The sequence below is a fragment of the Pedobacter sp. UBA4863 genome (genome assembly GCF_002399615.1).
Classification (GTDB): Bacteria; Bacteroidota; Bacteroidia; order Sphingobacteriales; family Sphingobacteriaceae; genus Pedobacter.
The window spans coordinates 17,268-33,162 of record NZ_DHDZ01000035.1; the positions used below are offsets into that span (position 1 = coordinate 17,268).

Here is a 15,895-nt window from a genome sequence, read left to right on the forward strand (position 1 = left end):
AAAATGGAGTGCCAATGCCCGGCATAGCTTGTACCGCTATCGGTAAGGGCAGGAAAGACTGTGCGTTGGCGTTGTGTGCTGATTATCAGTATGTAACATCCAAAACTCACATTAACTAAGTTAATTTAGCCAAATACTTTCAGAAAATAAATAGTATTTCAATTGAAATCCAACCCTTTGGCAGCGACGTAGCAACGACGGAGGACCGACGGTAGACCGACGGTGAACCAGCATACCTAAAACGACAAATACGCCAAAACCGACAATTATGTTAGACAACCCCATTTTGGTGCAAGTCTTGTGTTTTAGGATTGCGTGAGGGTGACTTGTGCCTGTTAGCATTTACGTTGGCTATACCCTAGTTTTGTCACCCATTTACTTGAAAATGGCAACGAATTACGGCATATACAGGAACTGTTGGAGTGCAACAGTAGTAGAACCACCGAAATTTACACGCAGGTAAGCATACAAAGTTTAAATAAATTAAAAGCCTTTTGATGACTTATAATAATTTGTATATATTGGATAAGTTATGAGACAAACACAACCATTTACTGATGTAGATGTCTCATTTTATGAGATGTATATATAAGTTACAGGCAAGCGTAGGACAACCGTGCAACAATAAACATTCGTGCTGACAATGGACGGAAAAATGCCACCGCTTCAGCAAAATCAAAAGAGCTGCATCCCAACGCTCAAAGCCAACGCAATGCAGCACATTTGCTTTTGCCCCAACGCACCCAAGCCCACCCGACAAGTGGACAAATGACAGTTTGAAGGCAAATTTTAACATTAACAGGATTATAAAAAGTAACTTTGCAACCTAAATAAAGAATAAAAATTTAAGACAATATAATGGCTAAAACAGCAAAGACAGAACAAGAAGAACCACTAGAGAAAAAACTCTGGAAAGCAGCCGACAAGCTCCGTAAAAATATGGATGCTGCCGAATATAAACACGTTGCTTTGGGTTTGATTTTTCTTAAATATATATCAGATGCATTTGAGGAACAATATCAAAAATTGGTTGCTCAAAAAAGTGAAGGTGCAGACCCCGAAGACAAAAACGAATACTTGGCAGACAAAATATTTTTTGTTCCTGCAACGGCTCGATGGACATACATACAAGGCAGAGCAACGCAGCCAACCATTGGCAAAGACATTGACGATGCAATGGACGCCATAGAGAAGGACAATGCCTCTTTGCGTGGTGTTTTGCCCAAAGTATTTGCACAGGAAAAACTGGACAAAGCCAGTTTGGGCGGATTGGTAAACCTTATAGGTTCTGCAACTTTAGGAACGAAAGAAGCACAAAGCAAGGATTTATTGGGACAAGTATTTGAGTTTTTCTTGGGTGAGTTTGCATTAGCAGAAGGAAAAAAAGGCGGACAATTCTACACACCGCAAAGCGTGGTTAAATTGCTGGTTGAAATGCTTGAACCTTATGAAGGACGAGTATTTGACCCTTGTTGTGGTAGTGGTGGTATGTTTGTACAAAGCGAAAAATTCATCTATAAACATCAAGACTATTACAAGAAAAAAGGCAAAACAGGTTTATCATTAAACCCTGCCGACCGCATTTCTATTTACGGACAAGAAAGCAACCAAACCACTTGGCGATTGGCTAAGATGAATTTATCTATCCGAGGTATCGACAGCAGTAATGTAAAATGGAACAACGAGGGTTCGTTTTTAAATGATGCCCACAAAGATTTAAAAGCTGATTACATCATTGCCAACCCTCCATTTAACGACAGCGATTGGAGTGGCGAATTATTGCGTGATGATGCAAGATGGAAAGTGTTAGGCGAAAAACTAACACCACCAACAGGAAACGCAAACTATGCTTGGATACAACATTTCTTATATCACTTAGCACCTACAGGACAAGCAGGTTTTGTTTTGAGTAAAGGTGCTTTAACGAGCAACACAACAGGCGAAGGAGATATTAGAAAAGCATTAGTAGAAAAAGGGTTGGTTGATTGTATTGTAAACCTGCCAACCAAACTATTTTTAAATACACAAATACCGGCTTGCTTATGGTTTCTATCCAGAAATAAAACGAACGGTGGCTTTAGAAAACGTGAAAATGAAATCCTGTTTATTGATGCCCGAAACCTTGGCTATTTGGTAAACAAACGTAACCGAGATTTAACGGACGAGGATATTGAATTAGTGGCAGGCACTTACCATAATTACAGAAACCCTGAAGGCACTTATGAAGATGTGGCGGGCTTTTGTAAAGTAGCAACCATTGAAGAAGTTAGAAAATTAAACTACACACTTACGCCAGGAAGGTATGTAGGATTGGCAGATGAGGAAGACGATTTTAATTTTGCAGAAAGATTTACTTTACTAAAAGCAGAATTAGAAAAACAGATTGCAGAAGAAGCCGAACTAAACAAAGCTATTACAACAAACCTTGCAAAAATTAAAATTTCATAATGAGCAAGTGGAAAGAATATAATCTTGATGAAGTGTATGACTTTGCTTCGGGGCTTTCAAAAGGAGCTTCCGAATTTGGTTTTGGACACGGTTTTCTTGGCTTTACAGATATTTTCAAAAACTTTTTTGTGCCTAATGAGCTAACCAGTTTGGTTAACTCAACCGAGAAAGAACAACAATCTTGCTCCATAAAAAGAGGCGATGTCTTTTTGACAAGAACAAGTGAAACAGATGAAGATTTAGGAATGAGTTGTGTAGCTTTAAAGGATTATCCTAAAGCAACATTCAACGGTTTTACAAAACGGTTAAGACCAAAAGGTAATGTAGAAATACTGCCCGAATACGCAGGCTTTTATTTCCGTTCTCCAAAATTTCGTGCAACTGTTTCGGGTATGTCATCAATTACAACAAGGGCAAGTTTGAATAATAGTATGTTGGCCCAACTAACAATTTCTGTTCCTTCAATTGATGAACAGAAAGCAATTGCAGACACTTTATTTTCTCTGCATCAAAAAATAGAATTACTAAATAGGCAAAATCAAACATTAGCAGAAATAAGCAAAACTCTTTTTAAAAACTTGTTTATTCAAGAGGTATCTGAAACGTGGGAAATAAAACCATTAGAAGATGTTTGTATAAAAATAGCATCTGGAGGAACTCCATTAACAAAAGTAAAAGAATACTATAATGGACAGATAAACTGGTATTCAACCAAAGAACTTAATGATAATTTTCTCTATGAAAGTAACTCTAAGATAACTGAATTAGGTATTAATAATTCATCAGCAAAATTATTTCCTGAAAACACAGTCATTATTGCAATTTATGCCGCACCGACAGTTGGACGTTTAGGAATACTACTTAACAATGGAGCATTTAATCAAGCGGCTTGTGGTTTAATAGCAAATGAAAAAGAAATATCTTTTGAATATCTCTACTTACATCTATTAACATCAAGACAAATATTAAACGATATGGCTTGTGGTTCAGCACAACAAAATTTAAGTGTTGGATTGATTAAAGAATTTACTATACCAGTTCCTGATTTCGAAGTAATGAAAGATTTCACGACCATTATTAGACCAATATTTGAAAAAGGCAAATGCAACACAAGGCAAATTGTAACATTAGAAAAGCAAAAATCAAATTTGCTAAATAAACTTATGACCAAAGAAGCAACAATTGAAATTTAATGCAACGACTAAAAACGATATTAAAAAAACACGGTAGCTGGGAGCCTTACAATGAATATATTGTAAGGATAGAAGGCTATGCAGCTACTGATTTTAGTTTGTGCATTGAAAACTCAAAAGCATTATTAGAAGGGGTCTCAAAAGAGGTTTGTGCTAAAAAAGGAATAGCCTTAGAAAAAGCATCATCAATGAGTGGTTGTTTAAAAACAGCTTTTAAAGCATTGGGTTATCCTTCAAGTTCTACCATTTTACAAATAGGCACAGCCATCGCCAATGTAGGGCAACAGATGGGAAATTTCAGAAATGAAATTGGCACAACGGCACACGGAAAAACCGTAGAAGAATTACAAAAACGACAAAATTCAATTCACGAATTAACAGGCAATTTCTTAATTGAAGCAACTTCAATTGTTTGTTGCTTTTTGATTGAAGCATTTGAAACAGACAAACCCCTAAAACCGATTGAAGATGAAATAGACTATGAGGAGAACGAAAGCTTCAACGATTTTTGGGATGAGCAATATGGAGAATTTGCAATGGGCGATTATTCGTTTTTTGCAAGTGAAGTTTTGTTTAGTAACGACCCAAAGGCTTATAAAAATGAATTAACTGCATTTGAAATGATGCCAAAAGATGAAGGTAATAATGTAGAGTAAATATGTTTCAAAAGATAAAATTATATATCGTTTCGTTGTGGTTTCTATTTTTACTTCTCTTTGTTGTAAAGGTAAATATACCTTTTTGCTTTGGGGATAATTGCCAGTTTATTGGCTTTAAACAACTAATCGTAACAAACGGAATACCGCTGTTTGCATTAGTATTTATGGCGTTAGGAGCTTTTTTTTATTTTGATTTCAATAATAGCATTACCAAAGGAGCAACACTTTTATCTAAAAAGATAATCTCAATTAAAAATCTCAATTCTGAAACATTATCTTTTTTAGCTACATATATCATTCCACTTGCCTGCCTTGATATGGATAAATCCAGGTCATTGCCTATGTTAATTCTTTTACTTGTTTTAATAGGCTGGATATATGTAAGAACTAATCTTTTTTATACAAACCCTACATTGGCTATTATGGGATTTAAGGTTTATCAACTCGATACCGAATTGACAAAAGACATAATAGTAATTACCAAACAATCTTTAAAAATTGGCGATGCTATATTACCAAGACCAATAAATGACAATATTCACTATGCAAAAAAATCAGTGCGATGACAATAGAACAACTCAGGAATAGGCTATCTTTTTTAAACGATGCCAACGAACACATAAGTTTATCAATGTATCTCATCTTAAAAAATGGAGATATTCGTTTTGCTAATTTGGAAGAAGCTGTAAGAAATGAATTGAAAACCAAATTTCTTAATTATTTAAACGGACGAATAAACAATGATGGAGAGTTGAATTATTGTAATTTGACTGATTATACCGACAGAAAAAATACTGTTTGTTACTATGATTTGCCAGAGCCTTTACCAGGGCTTCAACCTTTAAATGTAGTAACTACACAAGAGGGGCAACAAGAGTTTTCTTTCATTGATGATGATTTTAGCAATATTGAAGGATTTGTATTTTTAATTGGGAATGAAACAAATAAAATCGCTTTATATAAAAAACATTACTCTTTAAGCCTAATAAAAAGAGATAGCTCATTTGTTGGATTAAGAAAATCCGAAACAGGATTAGTGAGGTTAGAAAGTGATATACTTAAAGTAAATGAGACTTTTGAGTTTTTACAGGTAGATAATCACGTAATTGTTTTTAGCATAAAAAGTTTAGAAAGTAGCTTCGGTTATACGGGTATATTAATGAGGGCAGCCAAAACTAAATTTGATCTAATTCAGGAAGCTGAATTAATTGAAAATGTTGAAGAATTAGAAGAACTGATACAAGAAAAAAAGTTTGCGAAAAAGATTGTAAAAATAAAAGCCGATACACCTGTATTAGCATTGCCATTTGATAGATTAAAAACATTTATACTTGGTCATCCAAAATTGAAAAGGCGATTGAAATTTAATGATGCAGAAGACAGAATAAAGTTTCATTCAAAAACATCAAAAGAACTTTTCTTAAAACTACTAAGTGATAGTTATCTAAAATCAGAATTAACAGATTTGCTGTATGAAACAGACGAAAAAGAACAACTATCAAATGAAGAAATTGATTAAAACAATTTGGCAATCCAATAAGTGAGAAGGCTTCTAACTTATTGGATTGCCAAACAATTAAATAAAGTAGTAAATGAGTAATGATATAGAAAATATAAACTACAAAACACTGTTGGGCGATATAAAAACCGCCATACAGCAAGCAAGATTGCGAGCCGCATTTGCAGTAAATACCGAAATGATAATATTGTATTGGCAAACCGGCAAAATGATAGCTCAACGCCAACAGCAGGAAGGTTGGGCGGCAAAGGTAATACCACGCTTGGCGGTAGATTTAAAATACGAGTTTACTGACCTGAAAGGTTTTTCGGAACGAAACCTTAGTTATATGCTTCGTTTTGCTTTGGAATATCCCGAACAACCAATTTTGCAACAGGCTGTTGCAAAATTGCCCGACACCTCAGTTTTGCAACAGAGCGTTGCAAATTTGCCACAGGCGGTGGCAAAATTACCTTGGGGACACAACATTTTGTTAATGGAAAAGGTAAAAGACAAAAATACTCGCCTATGGTATGCTCAACAAACCATTGAAAAAGGTTGGAGTAGAGATTGGTTGCTCAATGCTATAAAGATGGACAGTTTCAGTCAAGCACAAATCAAATCGCACAATTTTGAGCAAACCTTACCCTCTGTTCATTCAAATTATGCCAACGAAGTGTTTAAAGACAACTATAATCTTGGTTTTTTAGGCATTAGCGAGCAAGTAAAAGAAACGGAATTAGAAAAACGATTAGTCGAAAAAATAAAATCATTCATTTTAGAATTAGGCAAAGGATTTAGTTTCATCGGCAACCAACATCGCTTAGAATACAACGGCAAAGAATATTTTGTAGATATGCTTTTCTTTCATCGAGGTTTGCAATCGTTGGTCGCCATTGAATTGAAAATCGGAAGTTTTAAAGCCGAATATGTAGGTAAAATGAATTTGTACTTGTCGCTGTTAGACAAGTTAGAAAAAGGCGAAAACGAAAACCAATCTATCGGTATTATTCTTTGTGCCGACAAAGACCACTTAGATGTGGAAATTGCTTTGCAGGACATCAATAAACCTATCGGTGTAGCAGAGTATCAACTCTTACTGCCCAAAGACAAATTGCAAAATCTATTAATTGAAGAAATAAAGAAATCGGAAGAATGAGCAAACCTATAACTGAAGATAAAATAGAAAATTTCGCCTTGGAGGTACTTCAAGCTATGGGTTGGCAGTACATCCACGGCTTGGCTATTGCTCCGGGTGCAGAGCAAGCAGAAAGAGAAAACTTTGAACAGATAGTTTTGGTGGAGCGTTTACGCAAATCGGTTTCGGCACTAAACCCCACTATCCCATACGATGCACAGGAGCAAGCCGTACAAAAAGTGTTGCGGATATATTCGCCAGAATTGTTGCATAACAACGAAACCTTTCATCAGCTATTAGTAGAAAAAGTAAAAATACCTTATCAGCAAGACGGCTTTGAACGCAGTTATGAGGTGGCTTTGATTGATTTTGAAAATCCATTAAACAATGAATTTTTATGCGTTAATCAATACACCATAGTAGAAAAAAACCAAAACAAACGCCCCGATGTTTTGCTTTTTGTAAACGGTTTGCCGTTGGTTGTAATAGAACTAAAAAATGCCGCAGACGAAAACGCCACAATGCGAAAAGCGTTTGACCAACTACAAACCTACAAAGCCACCATTCCAAGTTTGTTTACTTACAATGCCATTTGCGTAATATCAGACGGAATGGAATGTAAGGCAGGAAGTGTTTCTGCAGGCTACAGTCGTTTTATGGCTTGGAAAACAGCAGATGGCAAAAAAGAAGCATCAAGGTTTATCCCACAATTGGAAATTCTCCTCAAGGGAATGTTGAACCCTTCTACCCTATTAGATTTGGTTCGTAATTTTATTGTATTTGAAAAAAGTAAAAAAGAAGATACAAAAACAGGTATTACACAAATAGAAACCGTTAAAAAATTAGCGGCTTACCATCAATATTACGCAGTAAATAAAGCGGTGCAATCTTCTATTATTGCATCAGGAATAAACGGAGACAAAAGAGGTGGTGTAGTTTGGCACACACAAGGTTCTGGCAAAAGTTTGAGTATGGTTTTTTATTCGGGAAAACTAATTACTGCTCCCGAAATGCAAAACCCAACCATTTTAGTAATTACTGACCGTAATGACTTAGATGACCAACTATTTGACACCTTTGCCAATTCCAAACAGTTACTAAGGCAAGAACCTGTTCAAGCCAAAGACAGAGGGCATTTAAAAGAATTACTAAAAGTGGCAAGCGGCGGCATTGTATTTGCCACCATTCAAAAGTTTTTACCCGAAGACCAAAAATCGGTGTACGAGCAACTTTCAGAACGTAAAAATATTGTAGTAATTGCAGATGAAGCCCACAGAACACAATACGGTTTTGAAGCATCCATCAAAGAAGTAAAAGACAAAGAAACCAAAGAAAAGATTGGAGAACGTATTGCGTATGGCTTCGCTAAATATATGCGGGATGCTTTACCAAATGCCACTTACATAGGTTTTACAGGAACACCTATTGAAGGCACAGATGTGAACACACCTCAAGTTTTCGGACAGTATGTAGATGTGTATGATATTTCACAAGCCGTTGCAGATGGTGCAACCGTTCGTATTTATTACGAAAGTCGTTTGGCAAAAGTAAATTTAGATGAAGAAGGCAAACGCCTGATTGAAGAATTTGATGCAGAACTGGAACAAGACGAAGAAATCACAGACCAACAAAAGGCAAAAGCCAAATACACCAAATTGGAAGCGATTGTTGGAAATGAAGAACGCATCAAAAATTTAGCAAAAGACATCGTAAACCATTCTGAACAACGCCAAAAGGTATTTGACGGGAAAGGAATGATTGTAGCAATGAGCCGAAGAATTGCAGCCAATTTATACAAAGAAATTATCGCTCTAAGACCAGAATGGCACAATGACGATTTAAGCAAAGGAGTTATTAAAGTTGTAATGACTTCAACAAGTGCTGACGGGCCTGAAATGCAACGCCACAACACCACCAAACAACAGCGTAAAAATTTAGCAGAACGAATGAAAGACCCTGCCGACCCTTTGCGTTTGGTGATTGTTCGTGATATGTGGCTGACAGGTTTTGATGCACCTTGCTTGCATACCCTTTACATTGACAAACCAATGAGAGGACATAATTTAATGCAAGCTATTGCAAGGGTAAACCGTGTTTTCAAAGACAAGCCAGGCGGTTTAGTTGTTGATTATTTAGGAATAGCAACCGACCTTAAAAAAGCATTGTCTTTCTATTCAGATGCTGGAGGTAAAGGCGAACCAACTTTAGATTTGGAAAAAGCAATTGCCTTAATGAATGAAAAATTTGAAGTAGTTCAACAGTTTTTTAATGAAGAAGCAAAAACACAAAATGATATAGTTGCCGAAGAACCGGAAGCTTACTATGCAAATAGTTTCAAGTTTAATTACAGACGATTTTTTAATGTTGAGGCGAAAGAAAAAATGTCTATTATTCTGCAAACAGAAGAACATATTTTAGGCTTGGAAGATGGCAAAACACGTTTTATTAGAGAAGTAACGCTGTTAAGTCAGGCTTTTGCATTGTCTATTCCACACGAAAGAGCAATGGAAATCAAAGATGATATTGCATTTTTTCAAGCTGTAAAAGCAAGACTTGTAAAATTTGAAGGAACAGGAACTGGCAAATCGGACATTGAAATTGAGACAGCTATTAAACAAATAGTTGATGAAGCATTGAGTAGCGACAACGTAATTGACATTTTTGAAGCAGCAGGAATTGACAAGCCCGAAATATCTGGATTAGAAGTGCTTTCAGACGAATTTCTTTTAGAAGTAAAAGGAATGAAGCACCAAAATTTAGCTTTAGAACTTTTAAAGAAACTATTGAATGACGAAATAAAAACACGTTCCAAAACCAATTTGGTAAAGAGCAAAAAACTATTAGAAATGTTGGAAGGAGCTATTAAACGCTACCAAAACAACTTACTGACAACGGCAGAAATTATACAGGAACTCATCAACATTGCAAAGGAAATTAAAGAAACCGACAAAGAAGGAGAACGACTTGGATTAACAAAAGACGAAGTTGCTTTTTATAATGCTTTAGAGATAAACGACAGTGCTGTAATTATTTTGGGTGACGACCAACTAAGGGAAATTGCAAGAGAGATAACCGAAAAAGTAAAAGCAAACGCAACCATTGACTGGACAATAAGAGAAAGTGCAAGAGCAAGACTTATGGTAATTGTAAAACGGACATTGACTAAGTGGGGTTATCCGCCAGACAAGCAAGCTAAAGCAATTGAGACCGTTTTAAAACAAGCAGAACTAATGGCAGACTTCTTTACAAAAGACTAAGCACAGACATTTGGTGGCACATTTGTATTTTTTCCAACGCACAAAGCCGAGTAAAAAATCCAAAAGAGCCACCAAGCCAACGCAAAACGACACGACAAACAATGAACGAAATAACCACGACAGACAGAAGGGCAGCTTGTAACAGCAGTTTGGCAAAATGGCGGGTTTAGTGCTAAATTCAAGTTCAGTTCTTCGATTGAACTTTTGTGCAAAACTGAACATTTGTGCTTCGATTTCCGCCACTTCGCCAAGCTGCAAAACGTTATGTGCTATATTAAATCGACAACGAAATGACTTGGTTACAAGGTGGACCTTTTTTAGAAATTAGCTTTCTGCTGACACTTGAGTTGGACAGACACTCCTTGGCTGACAACATTTTGACTACACTACAATCTTTCAAACCAGCAGTTGACTTTGCGACAACTGAAACCGAGTTAAAAGAAAAGGTTTCAGAGTTTGAAATTGGTTATCTTGACAATGATAAAGACCCGACTTCAAAAGTTTACCACCAAACTCAAATTCCTATTTATGTTGACATTGACGGAAAACGAAAATCAATTTTATCGCTGAGACAAGTTTCAAACAAATTCATTGCAGTTGACTTTTGGTTCTTTGGTTCGGAGTTGGACGCACCTGAATGGAACCAACAAGGTATAACTATTGACCAACTTCCATTTTTTCAGGACTTTCTAAATATACTGTTTGACAGGTTTGATTTTGTAATTGGAACTGTGGGTTACGAAGTGTCGGTGACAGACTTATTTGTCACAAATGAAACTTGGCCAAACGAAAAATATAACCTTGACAATATCAACAAGCAATCATTGCAAGTTGACAATTACTTTTCACTGATTATAGCTAATAAAAAATATGTAGACTTGCACGGGACAAACGGTGTTTTTACAACAGGACAAAAACAGACACTTGGAAAAGAGAAATACAGCACATAACACGGGGGTTCCTTTGTAAAACAGTATTCCTTGAACCAAGTTAATCATTTAGCGCAAGTCTTAGCGCCATAGACCGAGCAGCAGCCCGACTTGTGCTTATTATTCTCAAACTAGAATAGAAAACAAACGATCACAAAGCAAATACTGACAGACACAAGTCATCTTGCCCTCAAACCCGAACACACACAAGACTTGCGCCAAACTTAGGCGGTAACCAGTTTTGAACAGCCATCCCAAATTTCAACAGAAAATATTTGTGCAAAATACCAACAATTGGTATCTTTGAACAAAGATTTGAATTATGGCTAAAAATACATCAATATTATTAGGAGATTATTTTGATAACTTCATTAATCAACAAGTTCAATCAGGGAAATTTTCATCCGCAAGCGAGGTTGTGAGAGCTGCTTTGAGAATGTTTGAATACGAAGAAACCAAAAAAACTGAACTCATTAAAGAATTAAAGAAAGGCGAAAAATCTGGCTTTGTGAAAGATTTTAACAGAGATGCTTTTCTGTCCAAACTTCATCAAAAACATCTTGTAAAATAATGAAGTATAAAATCAGTAACGAAGCTCAAAATGACCTCGAAAACATTTGGCTTTATACTTTTGAAACTTGGTCAACAGAACAAGCTGACCGATATTATAACCTAATATTTGACGAAATTGAATTCATAGCCGAAAATCCAATCTTTGGAAAAGATTACAATCACGTACGAAAAGGTTATTATCGTTCAAAAGTAAAATCACACTTCGTTTTCTATAAAATCAATCAGAAAGAAAGTTTAGTTGAAATTATTAGAGTATTACACCAACAAATGGACATAGAGAATAGACTAAACTACTAATACTGGCTACACATAACAAGGGTTCCTATTTAAAGCAGTATTCCTTGAACCAAGTTAATCATTTAGCGCAAGTCTTAGCGCCATAGACCGAGCAGCAGCCCGACTTGTGCTTATTATTCTAAAACTAGAATAGAAAACAAACGATCACAAAGCAAATGCTAACAGACACAAGTCATCTTGCCCTCAAACCCGAACACACACAAGACTTGCGCCAACTTAGGCAGCACAAATTAGCAACCCGTTACACCAAACAAAATCTCCTTTCTAAAAACATTTTAACCCTCATGCTGTTAAGTATTAAAAATCATTTAACAGTATGAAAAAATTAATGCCCCTAACGCTAATTACTTTATTAGCCACCACATTTAGCAGTTGCGGACTAATTGAAGGAATTTTTAAAGCCGGTATGTGGACCGGAATTATCATTGTTGTTTTAGCAATTGCATTGGTAGTTTGGCTGGCAGCAAAACTTTTTGGTGGCCGCAAAGACTAGCTATAAAAAAACAATATCGGTAATTACCTGCGAGCCAGATTTTTCATTCAGCTTATCAACAATAGCGCTTTTAACCATCAATAACTCATTTTTTACCACAGACGATTCTATGCGTACAAATAGTTTCTTTTGGTGAATGTAAATTTGCTTGGTTCTGTTGGCAACGGCACTTCCCATAATTTCGGGCCACATGGCCAATATGCCTGTTTCATCAAACTTACCACGAAGCTTATAATGGTTTAACAGCTTATCAATAGCTTGTTTTAAAGTAATGTCGTTTGGTTTACGCATGCCCTACCCCTCCATCTTCAACTTCAAACAAATCTATTTCTACCGCAATTTCATTAAAAACAGTTTGCACCCGGCCTTTATTTGCATCAGTAATAAAAATTTGCCCAAAATCGTGGTGCGAAACCATTTCCATTAGTTTATGAATACGATGATTATCTAATTTATCAAAAATATCATCTAATAATAATAAAGGCTTAAAATTCTTAAACTTTTGTAGATAGCTATACTGTGCCAATTTTAATGCAATCAAAAAAGATTTTTGCTGCCCCTGCGATCCAAACTTTTTCATGGGCATACCTGCAATCTCAAATTGTAGTTCGTCTTTATGGATACCCGTTGTAGTGCGCTCTAACAACCTATCTTTTTCTATAGACTGTGCCAAAAGATTTTCAAAACTCTGCTCGTTCAATTGCGACTGATAGGTTAACGAAACCTGCTCGGCATCGCTAGTTAAAAAGCGGTAATGCTTATCAAAAAAAGGAATAAAATCTAGCAAAAACTGCTTACGCTTTTCAAAAATCACCGTACCCGAATGCACCAACTGTTCGTCTAAAATTTGCAGCAAAGCTACGTCTAGTGTTCTTGTTGCCGCTATTTGCTTTAACAGGGCATTTCTATTTAACAGGTGTTTGTTATAAACAATCAGCTCGTCTAGGTACCTGCTATCAGTCTGCGAAATTACGTTATCTATAAACCTCCTACGCTCCTCACTACCGTCTATAATGAGGTTAATATCGTATGGAGAAATCATGACCACCGGAAATAAACCGATATGATTGGCCAGTTTATCGTATTCTTTTTTGTTTCTCTTAAAAGATTTTTTCTGATTGCGCTTTAAGCCACAAGAAATTTTCTCATTCTTATCGTCCCGATCAAAATCGCCCTGCACCAAAAATAATTCTTCTCCTGTTTTAATTTGCTGGCTATCTATCGGATTGAAATAACTTTTACATAAGCACAAATAATGTATGGCATCTAGCAAATTGGTTTTTCCTGCTCCGTTATTACCTACAAAGGCATTTACCGTCTTCGTAAAGCGCAAATCGGCAGTGCTATAATTTTTGAAATTTAGTAGGGTAAGATTTTTAAGCCGCATAATAGAAAGTCAAAGTTACCCATTTTTACACTAGCTCATATACTTAACTTTAATTAAATGATTTAAAAAGAGTTGATACTTTAAATGAAAAATGTATTTTTGCAATCCTTTAATTTTAAACTAAAAATGTCTGCAACACAGAAAGAAACAGCACAACCGGTAAAAAAAGGTTCATTTATCCAAGAAAACACTAAAAGTTTAGCTTTTATTGCTGGTGCAATAATTGTTTTAGTTGGTATTTTTATCTGGTATCAGGGCGTATATCTTAAAAATAGAGCCGAAGAAGCCGCTAATCAAATGTTTAAAGCAGAACAATTTGTGGGTATAGACTCGTTAGCCAATAAAGCCATCAATGGCGAGGGCGGCTACCCTGGCTTGGAGAAAATTGCAGAGGAGTATGAAAATACAAAATCGGCTAACTTGGCTAACCTTTACCTAGGCGGTATTTACTTGCGTAAAGGCGAGTACAAAAAAGCAATTGATGCCTTGAGCAAATACAGTGCAACCGGTAGTCCCGTAACAGATCCATTAGCTTTAGGCTTATTGGGTGATGCTTACAGCGAGCTAAAAGATTACAAACAAGCCGCTACTTATTACAAAAAAGCAATTGACAAATCTACCAACAAGTTTACCTCTCCTATGTTCCTTAAAAAATTAGGCTTGGTTAACGAAACTTTAAAAGACTTTAAAGCTGCCGAAGAAAGTTATACCAAAATAAAAACTCAATTCCCAGAAAGCCAAGAAGCGCAAATGATTGATTCTTATATTGCTAGAGTTGCTGCTCAAGTAAAATAATTTTCCGTAATACGGATTTGAAAGCCTCGAATTTAGTTCGGGGCTTTTTTATGCACAAAAATCTTTCGCCCTTACTTTGCCCCAACAATGAAAAGCCTATATTTGCGGCATGGCAACACATCTTAAAAATCTTTCCGATTTTTCACATACCACCATCCCTTCGGGCAAAGACTATAAAATTGCAATTATAGTAGCAGAATGGAACGCAAAAATAACTGGTGCGCTTTACCAAGGCGCTTTTAGCACCTTGCTTAAACACGAAGTAAGCGAGCATAACATTTTGTCGTTAACCGTGCCCGGCACATTTGAACTTGCTGGCGCAGCAGACATTCTTCTTCATAAAACAACAGATGTTGATGCCGTAATTTGTATTGGCTGTGTAATACAGGGCGATACCAAGCACTTTGATTTTATTTGCGAAGCTGCCGCACAAGGCATTACCAACGTTGGCATTAAATACAGCAAACCTGTAATTTTTGGTGTGCTAACTACCAATAACGAAGAGCAAGCCATAGACAGGGCTGGTGGCAAACATGGCAACAAAGGCGATGAAGCTGCAATTACGGCACTAAAAATGGCAGCGTACTCCTCTAGTCTCTAAGCACCAGATTAAAACGAAACTTTAAATAACTTTTTTGTAACTTAGCTTTCCTAAATCAATAAAATGAAGAAAATAGCTATTCTCTTGTTATTTGCATTCTGCGCCATTGCCGTATTAGAATCGTGCTCTAACCGTTTATGCCCTGCCTTTAGCTCTTACCCAGAGGCAAAAGGAAGAAGAAAATAAAATAATGCCGCACTGGAACGACTTAACCGACATTCCCCAAATTAACACCCTTAAAGCAGCCCCTGGCTACAGCTTAATATTTAAGCACAGTACCCGCTGCGCAGTTAGCGCTATGGCAAAAAGGGCTTTCGAAAGAGATTGGGATACCATACCTGCTCAAGTTAACTTTTACTTTCTCGACTTGATTAGCCACCGCAACGTATCGGCCTATATTGCTGAAATTTTTCAAGTACACCACGAATCGCCACAGTTACTATTAATTAAAGATGGCGAATGTATCTTAGATGCTTCGCACAGCGATATTTCTGCGTATGAAGTGGCAGAACTAATTAATGGCTAAGCAGAAATTTTAGGAGCATTGACCCGGAACAAGGTATTTACCGAAGCAGCATACCAAAAATATTACGCAAAACTAAAAAGCTCCGAAAAAATTTCGGAGCT

General features: G+C 36.4%; 17 protein-coding genes. 15 read left to right on the plus strand and 2 right to left on the minus strand.

Translation table 11 applies throughout. From position 1 onward, the window contains the following. Nucleotides 1-858: 858 nt before the first annotated feature. The 11 genes from B3I52_RS08125 (at nucleotide 859) to B3I52_RS08175 (ending at nucleotide 12,485) form a co-directional block, all read left to right on the plus strand. Nucleotides 859-2,448: a type I restriction-modification system subunit M gene (locus B3I52_RS08125; RefSeq protein WP_293300236.1), complete on the plus strand. Its 1,590-nt coding sequence runs from the start codon at nucleotides 859-861 to the stop codon at nucleotides 2,446-2,448. Continuing rightward, nucleotides 2,448-3,641 (plus strand): restriction endonuclease subunit S, encoded by a 1,194-nt coding sequence (locus B3I52_RS08130; protein WP_293300237.1) that lies wholly within the window; start codon nucleotides 2,448-2,450, stop codon nucleotides 3,639-3,641. Before B3I52_RS08125 ends, B3I52_RS08130 begins: the two co-directional genes overlap by 1 nt. Then, nucleotides 3,641-4,297: an abortive infection family protein gene (locus tag B3I52_RS08135; RefSeq protein WP_293300239.1), complete on the plus strand. Its 657-nt coding sequence runs from the start codon at nucleotides 3,641-3,643 to the stop codon at nucleotides 4,295-4,297. Before B3I52_RS08130 ends, B3I52_RS08135 begins: the two co-directional genes overlap by 1 nt. Nucleotides 4,298-4,299: 2 nt before the next feature. Next, nucleotides 4,300-4,866: an anti-phage protein KwaA gene (gene kwaA / locus B3I52_RS08140; protein WP_293300241.1), complete on the plus strand. Its 567-nt coding sequence runs from the start codon at nucleotides 4,300-4,302 to the stop codon at nucleotides 4,864-4,866. After that, nucleotides 4,863-5,819, plus strand: coding sequence for an anti-phage protein KwaB (kwaB, locus tag B3I52_RS08145; RefSeq protein ID WP_293300243.1), 957 nt, complete (start codon nucleotides 4,863-4,865; stop codon nucleotides 5,817-5,819). Before kwaA ends, kwaB begins: the two co-directional genes overlap by 4 nt. 73 nt (nucleotides 5,820-5,892) lie before the next feature. Further along, nucleotides 5,893-6,957, plus strand: a complete 1,065-nt coding sequence (locus tag B3I52_RS08150) for a PDDEXK nuclease domain-containing protein (RefSeq protein WP_293300244.1) — start codon at nucleotides 5,893-5,895, stop codon at nucleotides 6,955-6,957. Beyond that, a complete protein-coding gene (locus B3I52_RS08155) occupies nucleotides 6,954-10,193 on the plus strand; it encodes a type I restriction endonuclease subunit R (protein WP_293300246.1) in 3,240 nt (1,079 codons plus the stop codon). The genes B3I52_RS08150 and B3I52_RS08155 overlap by 4 nt, the downstream gene beginning before the upstream one ends. A gap of 290 nt (nucleotides 10,194-10,483) precedes the next feature. After that, nucleotides 10,484-11,143, plus strand: a complete 660-nt coding sequence (locus B3I52_RS08160; protein WP_293300248.1) for a hypothetical protein — start codon at nucleotides 10,484-10,486, stop codon at nucleotides 11,141-11,143. Nucleotides 11,144-11,444: 301 nt separating this feature from the next. Next, nucleotides 11,445-11,693 (plus strand): type II toxin-antitoxin system ParD family antitoxin, encoded by a 249-nt coding sequence (locus B3I52_RS08165; protein WP_293300250.1) that lies wholly within the window; start codon nucleotides 11,445-11,447, stop codon nucleotides 11,691-11,693. Continuing rightward, nucleotides 11,693-11,992, plus strand: a complete 300-nt coding sequence (locus tag B3I52_RS08170) for a type II toxin-antitoxin system RelE/ParE family toxin (protein WP_293300252.1) — start codon at nucleotides 11,693-11,695, stop codon at nucleotides 11,990-11,992. The genes B3I52_RS08165 and B3I52_RS08170 overlap by 1 nt, the downstream gene beginning before the upstream one ends. 316 nt (nucleotides 11,993-12,308) lie before the next feature. Beyond that, nucleotides 12,309-12,485, plus strand: coding sequence for a hypothetical protein (locus tag B3I52_RS08175; RefSeq protein ID WP_293300254.1), 177 nt, complete (start codon nucleotides 12,309-12,311; stop codon nucleotides 12,483-12,485). On the opposite strand, the gene B3I52_RS08180 is transcribed toward B3I52_RS08175, so the two are convergent. Next, the gene (locus B3I52_RS08180; RefSeq protein WP_293300256.1) at nucleotides 12,486-12,776 is read right to left on the minus strand and encodes a DUF721 domain-containing protein; all 291 of its coding nucleotides are present in this window, start codon (nucleotides 12,774-12,776) and stop codon (nucleotides 12,486-12,488) included. Further along, nucleotides 12,769-13,872: a DNA replication/repair protein RecF gene (recF, locus tag B3I52_RS08185; protein ID WP_293300258.1), complete on the minus strand. Its 1,104-nt coding sequence runs from the start codon at nucleotides 13,870-13,872 to the stop codon at nucleotides 12,769-12,771. The genes B3I52_RS08180 and recF overlap by 8 nt, the downstream gene beginning before the upstream one ends. A gap of 126 nt (nucleotides 13,873-13,998) precedes the next feature. Here recF and B3I52_RS08190 point away from each other — a divergent pair, with 126 nt between their 5' ends. The 4 genes from B3I52_RS08190 (at nucleotide 13,999) to ytxJ (ending at nucleotide 15,794) form a co-directional block, all read left to right on the plus strand. Then, nucleotides 13,999-14,667 carry a tetratricopeptide repeat protein gene (locus B3I52_RS08190; RefSeq protein WP_293300260.1) on the plus strand — a complete coding sequence of 223 codons (669 nt, stop codon included), beginning with the start codon at nucleotides 13,999-14,001 and terminating at the stop codon, nucleotides 14,665-14,667. Between the two features lie 109 nt (nucleotides 14,668-14,776). Continuing rightward, nucleotides 14,777-15,268 carry a 6,7-dimethyl-8-ribityllumazine synthase gene (ribH, locus tag B3I52_RS08195; RefSeq protein WP_293300262.1) on the plus strand — a complete coding sequence of 164 codons (492 nt, stop codon included), beginning with the start codon at nucleotides 14,777-14,779 and terminating at the stop codon, nucleotides 15,266-15,268. Nucleotides 15,269-15,331: 63 nt separating this feature from the next. Beyond that, nucleotides 15,332-15,454, plus strand: a complete 123-nt coding sequence (locus B3I52_RS08200) for a hypothetical protein (protein WP_293300264.1) — start codon at nucleotides 15,332-15,334, stop codon at nucleotides 15,452-15,454. A 4-nt stretch (nucleotides 15,455-15,458) separates the two neighbouring features. Continuing rightward, nucleotides 15,459-15,794, plus strand: a complete 336-nt coding sequence (gene ytxJ / locus B3I52_RS08205) for a bacillithiol system redox-active protein YtxJ (protein WP_293300266.1) — start codon at nucleotides 15,459-15,461, stop codon at nucleotides 15,792-15,794. The last annotated feature ends 101 nt before the right edge of the window (nucleotides 15,795-15,895 follow it).

Bases quoted from the DNA above. Each gene is read 5' to 3' on its own strand.
- B3I52_RS08125 (WP_293300236.1), top strand. From the start codon at position 859: ATGGCTAAAACAGCAAAGACAGAACAAGAAGAACCACTAGAGAAAAAA.
- B3I52_RS08165 (WP_293300250.1), top strand. From the start codon at position 11,445: ATGGCTAAAAATACATCAATATTATTAGGAGATTATTTTGATAACTTC.
- B3I52_RS08175 (WP_293300254.1), top strand. From the start codon at position 12,309: ATGAAAAAATTAATGCCCCTAACGCTAATTACTTTATTAGCCACCACA.
- ribH (WP_293300262.1), top strand. From the start codon at position 14,777: ATGGCAACACATCTTAAAAATCTTTCCGATTTTTCACATACCACCATC.
- kwaA (WP_293300241.1), top strand. From the start codon at position 4,300: ATGTTTCAAAAGATAAAATTATATATCGTTTCGTTGTGGTTTCTATTT.
- kwaB (WP_293300243.1), top strand. From the start codon at position 4,863: ATGACAATAGAACAACTCAGGAATAGGCTATCTTTTTTAAACGATGCC.
- B3I52_RS08155 (WP_293300246.1), top strand. From the start codon at position 6,954: ATGAGCAAACCTATAACTGAAGATAAAATAGAAAATTTCGCCTTGGAG.
- B3I52_RS08170 (WP_293300252.1), top strand. From the start codon at position 11,693: ATGAAGTATAAAATCAGTAACGAAGCTCAAAATGACCTCGAAAACATT.
- B3I52_RS08190 (WP_293300260.1), top strand. From the start codon at position 13,999: ATGTCTGCAACACAGAAAGAAACAGCACAACCGGTAAAAAAAGGTTCA.
- B3I52_RS08150 (WP_293300244.1), top strand. From the start codon at position 5,893: ATGAGTAATGATATAGAAAATATAAACTACAAAACACTGTTGGGCGAT.
- B3I52_RS08135 (WP_293300239.1), top strand. From the start codon at position 3,641: ATGCAACGACTAAAAACGATATTAAAAAAACACGGTAGCTGGGAGCCT.
- B3I52_RS08130 (WP_293300237.1), top strand. From the start codon at position 2,448: ATGAGCAAGTGGAAAGAATATAATCTTGATGAAGTGTATGACTTTGCT.
- recF (WP_293300258.1), bottom strand. From the start codon at position 13,872: ATGCGGCTTAAAAATCTTACCCTACTAAATTTCAAAAATTATAGCACT.
- ytxJ (WP_293300266.1), top strand. From the start codon at position 15,459: ATGCCGCACTGGAACGACTTAACCGACATTCCCCAAATTAACACCCTT.
- B3I52_RS08160 (WP_293300248.1), top strand. From the start codon at position 10,484: ATGACTTGGTTACAAGGTGGACCTTTTTTAGAAATTAGCTTTCTGCTG.
- B3I52_RS08180 (WP_293300256.1), bottom strand. From the start codon at position 12,776: ATGCGTAAACCAAACGACATTACTTTAAAACAAGCTATTGATAAGCTG.
- B3I52_RS08200 (WP_293300264.1), top strand. From the start codon at position 15,332: ATGAAGAAAATAGCTATTCTCTTGTTATTTGCATTCTGCGCCATTGCC.